A 13196-nucleotide genomic window follows, 5' to 3' on the forward strand; every position below is an offset into this window, starting at 1 on the left:
CTGATTGTTTGATGATAGCATCAGTGTTTTATAGGAATCGCTTTTTGGGAAAAACTTTTTGGTTTACTGATCATGAAAATTGCCGAATATTGGCTGGAATTTGGCATTGATGGTTGGCGGTTAGATGTACCTTATGAAATTAAAACTTCGGGTTTTTGGCAGGAATTTCGCCAACGAGTCAAAGGTATTAATCCTCATGCTTATATTGTCGGTGAGGTTTGGACAGATGCCCGTGAATGGCTTGATGGGACGCAATTTGATGGGGTATTGAATTATTTATTTAATGAGGCTGCCATTGCCTTTGCAGTAGGCGATCGCATTGTATTAGAATTAGTAGAATCTCAGAGTTATTATCCCTATCCTGCCCTAGATGCGGCTGGTTATGCAGCCAAAATTCACAGCCTTTTAGAGTTATATCCTTGGGAAATTCAACTAACTCAATTAAACGTCCTCAGTAGCCATGATACAGCCAGATTAATTAGTATTGCCGATGGTGATCAAGCAAGTGTAGAATTATGTAATCTGTTGTTATTTACTTTTCCCGGTGCGCCTAGTATTTATTATGGTGATGAAGTTGGTTTACCTGGAGGCATAGATCCAGATTGTCGCCGTGTTTTCCCCCTAGAATCTGATTGGAATCAAGACATTTTAAATACTCACAAACAATTAATTTCTATTCGTCAAAATCACCCGGCTTTGCGAATTGGTAGTTATCAAGTTCTTTATGCAGTAGGAACAGTTTATGTATTTGCCCGAACTCTAGAAAGTGAAGAATTAATTATTGCTGTGAATGTGGGAACTGAATCTATCACAGTGAATATAGATTGTCCTAATTTGCCAAATCAACCACATCAAGTTTTATTTGGCAATGGGGAAATTACATGGAAGGATAACAATGTTTCTTTAACTATTCCTCCCCGTAGCGGCTTGATTTGCGTTAATCTCAAATCCCCACCACATCTCGTTCCTAGTCTCTGACTAGGAATGCAGTTGATGAGGCTCTGCCTCTAATATCATTGAAGGCAGAGCCTTCTAGAATTCATTCCCAGTCAGAGACTGGGAACGAGTTGAAAATCCCCACCACATCTCGTTCCTAGTCTCTGACTAGGAATGCAGTTGATGAGGCTCTGCCTCTAATATCATTGAAGGCAGAGCCTTCTAGAATTCATTCCCAGTCAGAGACTGGGAACGAGTTGAAAATTTCCACCACATCTCGTTCCTAGTCTCTGACTAGGAATGCAGTTGGTGAGGCTTTGCCTCTAATATCATTGAAGGCAGAGCCTTCTAGAATTCATTCCCAGTCAGAGACTGGGAACGAGATGATGATTGATATTTTTTTGCTACTTATGGGTAATCTAATCATAGTAGGGGTAATGCTGCTATTAAGACAACAGCAATTTTTGACACATGACTAACTCTAGTGATGATTATTTGGTTCGGCGCGGTAAGCAGATTGAGCAAAAGAAAAGAATTGTTACATATATTGGACTTATTTCATTTGGTGGTTCAATACTGTTCGGCGGGGTTAATGCCATCAAACAGTCTTGGGAAAAACCTAAGCAAGCAGTAGTTCAAACCGTTGGGAATGATTTACAGACACAGATTAAGGGTTATGAGTTGGTTTTACAACGTGAACCGAATAATCAAGTGGCGCTTGAGAGATTGTCCATTATGCGGTTAAGGTCTGGGGATAATCAGGGGGGGATTGCCCTAATTGAGAAGTTAATAAAATTACATCCAGATAGAGAGGATTATAAAACTGTGCTGGCAGATGTAAAGAAGAAAATGAGGGAAAAGTAAGAGCGATATCAGAATTGTTTGAATTGTTTAAGTAGGTTGGCGTTGAAAATTGTCGTTATGGCAAGGCAAAAGGCAAGATTTATTAGTCCGTTTTAACGGACTTGAGCTATGAGACAGGGAATTTATTCTCTGGCGGGTGTGGAAAGCAACTTTACCCAGAGGGAAAATTATGTCTTTTAATAAATACAAAAGCATTGCTGATGTTTTACAGGAATTTCCACTCACTTACAAAGAAAAAAATTTCATTGAACAAGTACCTATGGAAACTGATCCGTATTTTAAGAGTAGATTAGATTTTATCCTAGAAGAAGGAGTTGTTTTTAATTCAGAATATGCTATTTGTGAAAGCATTATTTACCCAGTTCTTGTAGAAGTATGGCGACAATATGCTAGTAAATTATTACTTTGGAGTCATCAACCTTTAAATTATGATGAGAATTTATCAGGGGTTCCTGACTATATGGTTGCTCAACGTTCTTCTAGGGGTAAAATTATTTTGGAGAAGCCTTATCTAATTATAGTGGAAGCTAAAAAAGATAACTTTGAAGAAGGTTGGGGACAATGTTTAGCGGAACTGATTGCTGCACAAAAAATGAATGGTAATCAAAATAGTCGGTTATTTGGTATAGTTTCTAATGGTAAGTTATGGGAATTTGCAGTTTTGCAAGAAATGGAGTTTGTTAAGAATGTTAAATATTATGTATTAGAGGATTTACAAGCACTGATGGAGGCGTTAAACTTTATATTTAGTAATAGTTTTGAACAGGTTATTTATTGAGTTTTTAACTTTTTCATGTTAATTGTAAATATTTATGAAAATAAACGTCCGCGTGTCTATAAGATGATAGATTTTCCGGGATTGTGGGTACTATCTAGATGTAGAGGTAATTAGGGGGGGTTAAGCAAGCGATCGCACTGATGGAGAGGTTGGTTAAGATGTATCCAGATAGAGAGGATTATAAGAATGTTTTGACAGATATAACGCAGAGGAAGAGCGATCGCTAGACAATTAAAACACAAAAATTGATATTGTCTAATTAAGTAATCTAATAAAAATTAGACACCACTAGAGTAAAAAAATTAATTAATGTAAATTAGAGGAACGCAACAATGCTATTTATTTCTTATGCTCAGAATTTTGAAGATGTTTTACTAAACCGTGTATTTAAAGACAAGCTAGAAGGTTTTTATATAGATGTAGGAGCTTTCCATCCAACTTCTGATTCAGTTACAAAAGCTTTTTATGATCGTGGATGGACAGGAATCAATATAGAACCAATGCAGTTATACTACAAACTGTTGAGGCAGGAACGCCCGAAAGATATTAACTTGAATATTGCTTTAAGTGATTCAGAAGGAATTCTCAATCTTTTTGAAGTGGTGGGCAGACCAGGTAACTCCACTTTAAATAAAGAAATAGCTTATAAAATTGCTCAAGAAAATGATTTAGAAGTTTATCAACATACTATCTCTGTCAAAACTTTAGCGTCTATTTGTGAACAATATGTTAATCAAGAAATTGATTTTCTTAAAATAGATGTTGAAGGATTAGAAGAGCAGGTTATTTTAGGTGCTGACTGGGAAAAATTCAGACCAACAATATTAGTAATAGAGTCAACTATACCCAACACCAATATTCGTCGTGAAGATCATATTTTTGATTTTCTGAATAAAAAGGGTTATCAAAAAGTTTTCTTTGATGGAATTAATGATTATTACATAACAGAAGAATCTAACAGTTTAGCAAAATATTTCTCTTTTCCAGTTAATATTTTAGATCAGTACATAGATCACAGATTACTGTCAAATCAATATGCAAATTTAGATAATAATGAATATTCATCTGAGTCAAGTAATGATACTAAAATTAAAATAGCTTTAGAAGTTTCTATACTGGGTTTAGGTACGAGATTTAGCTGGGCGAGAACGGGAATATATAGAGTTACGGAAAACCTTTTAAAAGGACTGTTAAAATCACCTCTATGTGAGGTTTATTTATGTACAAGTCTTCCTGAAGTATTTTATCCTTGTCAGGTCTATATAAATAAAAATGCTTTGGGTAAGAAACTTTATTTTGTCTCAGAACTAGAAAACAAAAATATAGATATATATCACTCTACTCATGATAACCCACTACCTAACTTTCCTGTAAGGATAGTGACGCTTTATGATTTAATTCCTCTTATTGTGCCAGGATATGCAAATGCAACCCGTATAGAAAAAACTATAAAAGAGATAGATAAACATGATTTCGTTTCTTGTATTTCCCAATTTACAAAACAAGACCTTGTAAATTACAAACAAGAATTTGACAATTCTCAAGTTTTAGTTACATATCTAGCTGCTGATAAAGAAAGATTTTATCCTTGTAATCAACAAGAATTACTTACTAAAACAAAACAAAAATACCAAATACCAAATCAACCTTATATATTAACTCTATCAAACTTAGAGCCAAGAAAAAATATAGCTCATGTGATTCGGTGTTTTGTCAAATTGATTAAAAACACAAATATTGATGATCTTAATCTGGTATTGATAGGTACAAAGGTTCGGGGATATAAGGAAATTTTGACAGAGATAGATAATGCTGAAGGATTAAAACATAGAATTATTGTTACTGGTTATGTTCCCGATGAGGATTTAGCACCTTTATATTCAGGTGCATTAGCATTTGCTTATCTATCTATATATGAAGGTTTTGGTTTACCCCCATTAGAAGCCTTGCAATGTGGAACTCCAGTCATAACCTCCAATACTTCTTCCTTACCTGAAGTAGTTGGAGACGCTGGAATTATGCTAGATCCTCATGATGAAACTGGCCTTTGTAATGCCATATTTAAACTATATTCTGAACCAGAATATCGAGAAAATTTAGCACAAAAATCTCTTAAACAGGCTCAGAAATTTAGTTGGGAGCGATATATTCAAGACACTATCAAAATTTATGAATTGGCAGCAGAAAAAGCTAAAACTCTACCTCATCGTAACATCTTAATTGATGGTGTCTTTTTTCAAATACGTAAATCAGGAATATCCAGAGTTTGGCAAAGTCTATTAGAAGCATGGTCTAAAACTGATTTCTCTGATTATATTTTAGTGCTAGATAGAGATGGCACTGCTCCTCAAATCACAGGAATCAGATATCTTAATGTAGCAGGTTATAACTACAACGATACTGATGGTGACAAAAAAATGTTGCAGGAACTATGTGATAAAGAAGGAGTGGAAGTATTTATTTCTTCTTACTACACGACACCACTTAACACACCTTCTGTCTTTCTAGCGTATGATATGATTCCTGAACTTATAGGATTGGATTTAGATATACCCATGTGGAGGGAAAAACACACTGCCATTGAACAAGCATCAGCTTATGTTGCCATCTCTGAAAACACAGCAAGAGATTTAGTTAGATATTTTACAGATATATCTTTAGACTCTGTAGTTATTGCCAATACTGGGGTTGATGATAAATTTTTCAACTTGGCTTCAATAGAAGAAATTAGCGAATTTAAGAGCGAATATAAAATACAGAAGCCTTATTTTTTATTAATTGGTTCTAGCAATGATGAGTACAAAAACATTCTTTTATTCTTCCAGGCATTTGCTCAACTTGAGAATAAACATGAATTTGATATTGTTTGCACAGGAACTAAGGATTTATCCCATATAGATTTCCAAACATATACTAAAGATAGTCAAGTTCATTTATTAGAATTAGAAGACGAAGAATTAGCTATTGCCTATTCAGGCGCAATTGCACTGGTTTATCCATCTAAGTATGAGGGTTTTGGTTTACCCATAATAGAGGCTATGTCCTGTGGTTGTCCGGTAATTACCTGTCCTAATGCTTCAATTCTAGAAGCAGCAGGAGAGGCAGCTATCTATGTCAATGATGATGACATTGAGGGAATGGCTAATGCTCTTTCTGAAATACAAAAACTTAGTGTTCGCAGACCATTAATTGCAGCAGGATTCAAACAAATCAAACAATTCTCTTGGCAAAAAATGGCCGACACAGTTAGATCAGTTTTACTGAATACAACATTATTGCGATTAGATTTAAGAAAAATAAATCATCTTATTTTTCCTAACTGGTCACAAGCAGAAGAGTTAATAGCTTCAGAACTAAAAGAGGTAATTAAAAGTGTTGCTATTAATGCTGAAAGTATAGAAACTACTTTACTGATAGACACAACTGGAATTGATATAGAAAATGCCAAAGCATTCTTGTCTAGTGTGAAAATGAATTTGTTATTGCATGAAAATTTAGATGCGAGTAAACAATTAAAAATTTCTCTAATAGGTAAATTCAATAAACTTCAATGGCAAACCTTAATACCTCATATTACTTCCATAATTCATTTAGAAAATGAAAATAATCAAGCCATCACTAATTACAATGAAATTGTTGAGCAGACCAATCAATGTAATTTAGTCTCAACTCAAAATAGTATTAATTTAGAACATGATAGTATAAACACATTGGTTTTAACAAAGTGTATATATGATGTCACTGAAAAATATAAACTATCAAATTCAAACTTAGCGCAACTAGACTCATTCTCATTTGTAACAGAAGAATTGTCTAATCTAAGAAAAGAAATAGCTGAGTATTTGATGGGAATAGACGTAAATCAGTTAGAAAAATTATATACAAGTACAATTGGTGAAGCCCATCAAATGCTTGTTAGCAGTAGTATTCAATATGAATCTTTACTTGATATTGATAACAATTTTCTCACTGAAATATTAGCTAACCAACATTCAGATAGCTTAGAAGCAATTCGTAACCTATTAGTATTAATGTTATACTATCGTCCTTATGAATTACCATTAAATTATGATTTAAACATTATTCCTCATTGGTTACTGCAAGGTTATTTGCAATATGCCTTACAAAAGGCACTGTGTTTTCAGAAAATTGGAGAACCTGATAATTACTACGAATACATTACAAGTTTAGTTAATAACATTTACGAAAATATAACCAGATATCCTAACTCAGATTTTTGGATTAGTGTTGGTAATTATTTTACATCCCTAGCTAACTTTGGATCTTTGTATTTTACTGATAAAAATTTAAAAGATATCTATGCTAAACGGGCAGATATAATGCAATTAGTAATATCACAACAATTTGAAGATCCACTTGAATATGATTTTTCTGAACGCTCTCTAGAAAGAAACAAAATTCGTTTGGGTATTATATCACTTCATTTTAACCCACAAACAGAAATTTTTGCTACATTACCAGTGTATAAAAACTTAAATAGAGACTTATTTGAAGTAATTCTATTTACCCTAAACACCAATAATCATCGGTTAGAAAGATATTGTTTTGGCCATGCGGACAAGGTTATTGAAATACCAAGAGAGTTAGATAAACAAATAGAAAGAATTAGAGAAGCCGATTTAGACATCCTTTTTGTGGGAACAAATCTTACATTTGTAACTCATCCCATTACAATTTTAGCATTACATCGCCTTGCGAGAATACAAATACTAGATGCTAACTCTCCTGTCAGCACTGGGATGCGTCATATTGACTACTATATTTCTAGCAAACTATCCGAACCCGAATATAATGCTCAAGATCAATATACGGAAACTCTCATTAAATTAGATTGTCCTCCTCAATGTTTTGATTTTGCCACTGAAGCACAAACCCTTCATACAGAGCTTATCAGTCGGTCTGATTTAGCTATTAATGAAAACACCATTGTTTATATCTCTGGAGCAAATTACAACAAAATTATTCCAGAATTAGAAGAAACCTGGGCAAAGATACTTGCTAATGTACCTAATTCCGTTTTATTGCTGTATCCATTTAACCCTAATTGGTCATCCTTCTATCCTAAAATTACTTTCTGGAAGCGCATAGTGAAGACCTTTGCTAAATATGGTCTGGATGAAGATAGGTTAATTATTCTGGAATCAGCACCCAATCGTGGTGATGTAGAACAAAGACTAAAAATGGCTGATATATATTTAGATGCCTACCCTTACTCTGGTATGACATCATTACTAGATCCTTTACAAGCGGGATTACCAACTGTTGTTAGGCAAGGAGAATCATCCCGATCTAAAAAGGGAGCATCATTACTGCGAGAATTAAAAATATCAGATTTAGTAGCAAATAGTGAAGAATCTTATATACAATTAGCAGTTGCATTAGGTAAGAATCCTAAATTACGGCAGCAAAAAAGCGACGAAATTAAAGCAGCTATGGCAAACAATCCTAGCTTCTTAGATAGTCGCTCTTACTCAACTAAAATGGGTAATTTATTCCAGGAATTATTTAGAAATTATCTCTTACAAAATCTAGAACAAACTATACAATTCAGAGAGATTAATTTAATTATATTTCCAGATTGGACAAAACCAGAAGATGAATTAGGATTTGAGTTACAACAAGTAATTCAGTCCTTAGCAACTCATCCTGAAAATGAGAAAATTAATCTGATTATCCATAAGGGTAATATTACTGCTGAAGATGCAGAGATTTTCCTATCTAGTGTAGCTATGAACTTGTTAATGGAAGATTTAGACATCAGTGATACCATAAGTATATCTCTATTAGATAAGTTAGGTTATCTCCAATGGCAATCTTTATTACCTTTTGTTCATGGTAGAATAGTTTTGGATAATGAAGATAAACAGGCTGTAGAGGAAGCACCAGTTGCACCAGTTACTCATCTAAAAACTTATCAACTAATAGATAGTTTAATTAAGGAGATACCTACAAAACAATCAATAAGAGAACTACCTAAGCATGGACGATCTAATACTGAGGAATTGAATAATAATGATTTGAATCTGGTTCTTCCTGCAATACAATCATTACTACAGTTATCCAAAAATGGACAACCTAATATTAACGAATTGAATCTAGTTCTTCGTGATATGAAATCAATTCGTTTAAATATTAAAAATCTTGGTTATCAACTAGCACGAGATTTAGCAGCAAGTAACTTAACTATAGATGAAAACTCAACTTTTCAACCGACTAATCTTAAATCTAAACCAACTACTTAAGAAGATTTAGAAAGTAAATGGCTTAAATACTGGTGTCAACAATTAAAAATTAATCCTATTTATCACAGAAAAATATGGGAATTATGCTATGTTCCTCAAGCTATATGTTACCACTTTGGAACTGCTAGGAATCTAACTGGTATAGGATTTGGCTGTGGTCAAGAACCCTTACCTTCTTTATTTGCCTCAATGGGTTGGAAAATAACAGTAACAGATTTACATCCTGATCAGGTCAAGGGTATGGGATGGATGGAAACTGATCAGCATACTGATATGCTAGAACAGGTATTTTATCCTGATATAGTAAATCAAGACACATTTAAGGAAAATGTCAGCTTAAAGTATGTTGATATGAATGATATTCCTGATGAGTTGCATAACAAATATGATTTTTGTTGGTCTGTCTGTGCATTAGAACATCTAGGTTCTATAAACAAGGGTCTTGACTTTATCGAAAACTCTCTCAAGGTTTTAAAACCAGGTGGAATAGCGGTTCACACTACTGAATATAACTATACCAATGAGCCAGAAACTATAGATAATTGGCCGACTGTTATTTTTCAAAATCGCCATTTTGAAGAAATTGCTAAAAGATTAAAAAATCAGGGATATCAAGTAGCTGAGTTAGATTTTAATGTTGGGAATAAACCCTTAGATCGGTTTATTGATATACCTCCTTACTCAGTTGGAGAAGGTTGGCTATCCAAAGATACTTGGAATGATATAAATCAAGGTGGACACTTAAAACTGACTGTAGATGGATATCCCTGTACTTGTTTTGGTTTGATTATCAGAAAGTGAAAAACTAGCACAGTTTCAGAAGGTTGGATTTTGTAATCATTATCCAACCTCAACTTATTAACTAATCTTAACTATCAATATACTTCTGCCACATCTGCTCATAAGCATTTTCCATCTCACGAGTAAATTGCTTGGCATTCCAGAGAGGTGCTGTATGTCTTGACTGTCTTAGTTTCCAAGATATCTGTTGTCTAAGTTTTTCATCCTTACCCAACCTGACACCCCACTCTACATACTCATCAGCAGTCCAAGCAATACCTTCTGTAATACCCGCATTCAGCATCATTGTATAACTGTTACGGGCGGCAAACTGCTCTCCCACTCTGGTAACTATAGGAATACCCATCCATAGAGTTTCCATAGTTGTTGTTGCTCCATTATAAGGATAGGTATCCAGTACCACATCGGCAATAGTCAAATTAGCACGGTGAATAAATTCGGAAGCTACAGCATTCAAAAATATAATATGCGAAAAATCTGCTCCTTCTTCCTGTGCCATGTCCTCAAAGAAACTTTTTGAAGATTCTACATCTGCTGCACCTTTAACCAAAAGATAACTATTAGGAACTTGTTGGAGAATTTTCATCTGTAATCGTAAATGATCTGGATGTCTTTTATACCCCTTTTGATTCATTAAATATACAATTGCATCTCCAGGAATATCTAAATCTTCTCGTCTTAAACTGGGTACATCTACCTCAAACCCATCAACAGCAATATAGGTTTGGGGTAATCTCCAAATTTTTTCACTGTAATAATCCTGTGCTGATTCAGGTAATACATAAGGATCAGCAATAAAATAATCAATAGATGGCAATCCTGAAGCGTCCCAACCTAGCCATGTTACTTGAATGGGTGCAGATTTAATTGACATTATTTCAGAAATATAATCTAGAGTTAAACTATCTAAATCTACTAAAATATCAATCTCATCTTTTTGGATTTCCTCCCAAATATATGGTGCATCATTTAAAGCAACTTGCGAAAATGTTGCCACTCGACTAGCAAAATTATATTTTGTAAACCCAGAAATTTCCTTACTACGGTCATCAAGGGAATACAAATGTATTTTAAACCTTTCTGAATCATGATACTTAAACAGCCATCGGCATAACCAGCCTACAGAATGTTGCTTAAAGCAGTGAGATATATACCCTATGTTGAGATATTTTTTATGAGTGCGAGCCTTTTGCTTCCGATTGGCAAATAATTTAGGATAATCTTGTATTAAGTCTTGATGATGATTCACAAAATTAGTTTGCACAAACTTCGTCACCATATTTTGCAGATAACGGTTTTTTCCAGGATTATCTTCAAGATAAGGAAAGAAGAAAAAAGACATAGATAATTTTGTATTAGTTGCTTCATCAAGATTTTCCGGCGGGTTTGTAATTAATTCTTGGGCTAATAGTCTCTGAAGATTTAATCTTTCTCTAGCTTCATACCAATAATGTCCACTGGCAGTCATTAAACTTCTAATCACTAAATAATTAGCTGCTAATTTTTCAGCAATATTCGTGGAGATTTCATAACAATATTTAGCTGTTTCCACCCCTTTCAAATATTGCCCTAAGTCTTGATACAAATAAGATATATGAGTTAGAATATCTATATTGTCAGGATAAAAATTCAAACAAAGCTCTACAAATCTTATTGCTAATTTAGGATCTTTTTTGAAAAAGGAGATGTTAATTGATTCTCTTATCAAAACATCTACTATTTGAGCAGTATCAGGAGAGTTATCCAAAGCAACTTTCACAAAGTTAAATATCAACTCGTGTTTATTAGTATAAGGCAATAATTGACCGATAGTTTCTAATAGTAAATCCTGATTGTGAACTTGAAACTCAGCTAATAACTCAATTATTTGTGATAAGTAATCATCAATTTTATCAAAAGATTCTACCTTGAGTGAAAGTAGCAATAAATTACATAAATTGTTAATATTTTCAGGTACAATCTCTCGAATATGTTGACAGATAGCTATAGATGTGTGATGGTCGGGAATATTTACCCGACGTTGAGCTTCTTGATTTAAAATATCAATAAGTTCTTGAGTGTAAATTTCCTGTTCTTCTGCTTCTGATAACACAGTTAACCAGGTCATTTGTGCTTCTACTTCTTGACCTTGCAACAACAACATTAATCCCAAATACCAGTAATTTAATCTGTTTTCTGGTTCTTGGATAATAGCTTGTTCATACAGTTCAGCAGCTTCCTGATAATTCTCTGCAATAAGATATTCTTCAGCTTGTTTTTGCCAGCTATGTTTATTGATTGAAGGTTGCATTTTATTCATCTCACAATTATAGGAGAATATAATTACTTATAATAATAGATTCTTAAGGGAAATAGAAGAAAAAATAAAATCCCTCTTTTGTGAAAAGAAGGATTGATAATAACTGAGTAGATTAATTTGAATTATTTAATTTGTTTCCAAGTAGTTCCATCACACTCTGTTTTACCAGCCGTATCAATAGCAGAGGTAGTACCTTCATTGACTTTTGCTGATTCGCACAAAAAGCCTTTACTAGTAAGTTCATTATTACCTCCTACAGTCGCTAAAAAGACTAAACCAGCATAATTCTTCAATCCGCTAGTAGATGCTACTAGTGTTGACTTAGACAAAGCACGGGTATTGGTTGCAGTAGTTGTATCATTAGTTGCTGCTGTCGCATAACTATAATTAGCAGTTGTTTCTGAAATACCAACTCCTAAATCTGAGATGACCGAACTAAATTTGTCATTTTCGGTCATGTAAGCCTGCTGACCTCTGTTCAGAGAACCAACGTAGGTTTTAGCTTCAGACTGTTTAGCTTTCTTAGCTTGGTTCAAGAAGGAAGGTAGGGCAATAGCGGACAGAATACCGATGATGATGATAACAACTAACAATTCAATCAGGGTGAAACCTTGATCATCTTTCTTTTTACCAAGAAGGTGTTGCAAGAATTTGGCTTTCAGTTCAGTTTTCATAGTAGTTTTCCCTGGTCGGAGTGTTGTTTGTTTCTTTATGCAAATAACTTACCCAGTTCTGATCAATTTCATATCACCCCACCGAAAAATATTTTTTCCTAGATATAAAAATGGATTAGAAAGCTTACATACAGATGATTTCATCTGATTATGTTTATTCAATCAATCCAACCGTTGGCATTTATAAAGGTATCCAACCAGTGGGACAAGAGGCTAAATTCATTGTTTGCTCGGTCCCTTCACCAGCAGCAAGACTTTCACATAAAATAGTGATGGTAACTGATCCAATAGTACCATCTGGGCTGAGAATCGTATTTAAATAGGGGACTCCTGCATAGGATTTCAACGCTGGTTTCCTGGATATACCGTTATTTGTCACCACTGTGTTACTAGGAGCAATATTGATTTTATAAGGTAAATGCCGAAAACCCTTGAAGATGTAGCTGACTTAGGAAGCTACATCTGTGCTTTAGCCAAGGGATGAAGGCTAGTTGCAGGATTTATCCTGCCTTGACACGGGATCTGGCAGACTGTCTATCCAATCTTCTATCAGTCTCGTTACAGAATATTCTTTTTGTTCG

The 13196-nt window shown here is 34.1% G+C and carries 7 protein-coding genes and 1 pseudogene; 5 read left to right on the top strand and 3 right to left on the bottom strand.

All coding sequences use genetic code 11. The features are described from left to right. Positions 1 to 69: 69 nt before the first annotated feature. The 5 genes and pseudogenes from HEQ36_RS04840 to HEQ36_RS04860 all read left to right on the top strand — a co-directional run. Positions 70 to 978: pseudogene (locus tag HEQ36_RS04840) on the top strand (alpha-amylase family glycosyl hydrolase); the annotation flags it as partial. Positions 979 to 1407: 429 nt separating this feature from the next. After that, on the top strand, positions 1408 to 1800 hold the full coding sequence (locus HEQ36_RS04845; protein ID WP_168634802.1) for a M48 family metallopeptidase: 393 nt from the start codon (positions 1408 to 1410) through the stop codon (positions 1798 to 1800). 169 nt (positions 1801 to 1969) lie between these two features. Then, positions 1970 to 2578 (top strand): hypothetical protein, encoded by a 609-nt coding sequence (locus HEQ36_RS04850; protein ID WP_168634803.1) that lies wholly within the window; start codon positions 1970 to 1972, stop codon positions 2576 to 2578. A gap of 332 nt (positions 2579 to 2910) precedes the next feature. Beyond that, entirely contained in the window at positions 2911 to 8841 is a 5931-nt protein-coding gene (locus tag HEQ36_RS04855; protein ID WP_168634804.1) for an FkbM family methyltransferase, read from the top strand. Between the two features lie 141 nt (positions 8842 to 8982). Next, on the top strand, positions 8983 to 9642 hold the full coding sequence (locus HEQ36_RS04860; protein ID WP_290707030.1) for a methyltransferase domain-containing protein: 660 nt from the start codon (positions 8983 to 8985) through the stop codon (positions 9640 to 9642). Positions 9643 to 9709: 67 nt separating this feature from the next. On the opposite strand, the gene HEQ36_RS04865 is transcribed toward HEQ36_RS04860, so the two are convergent. From HEQ36_RS04865 to HEQ36_RS04875, 3 genes are all read right to left on the bottom strand, one after another. Continuing rightward, complete coding sequence (locus HEQ36_RS04865; RefSeq protein WP_168634805.1) at positions 9710 to 11932, bottom strand: O-linked N-acetylglucosamine transferase, SPINDLY family protein; 2223 nt, start codon at positions 11930 to 11932, stop codon at positions 9710 to 9712. 131 nt (positions 11933 to 12063) lie between these two features. Further along, a complete protein-coding gene (locus HEQ36_RS04870) occupies positions 12064 to 12615 on the bottom strand; it encodes a type IV pilin-like G/H family protein (RefSeq protein WP_168634806.1) in 552 nt (183 codons plus the stop codon). 181 nt (positions 12616 to 12796) lie between these two features. Next, a complete protein-coding gene (locus HEQ36_RS04875) occupies positions 12797 to 13054 on the bottom strand; it encodes a type IV pilin-like G/H family protein (RefSeq protein ID WP_325064583.1) in 258 nt (85 codons plus the stop codon). Between the last annotated feature and the right edge of the window lie 142 nt (positions 13055 to 13196).

This window comes from Anabaena sp. 54 (genome assembly GCF_017355725.1).
Classification (GTDB): domain Bacteria; phylum Cyanobacteriota; class Cyanobacteriia; order Cyanobacteriales; family Nostocaceae; genus Dolichospermum; species Dolichospermum heterosporum.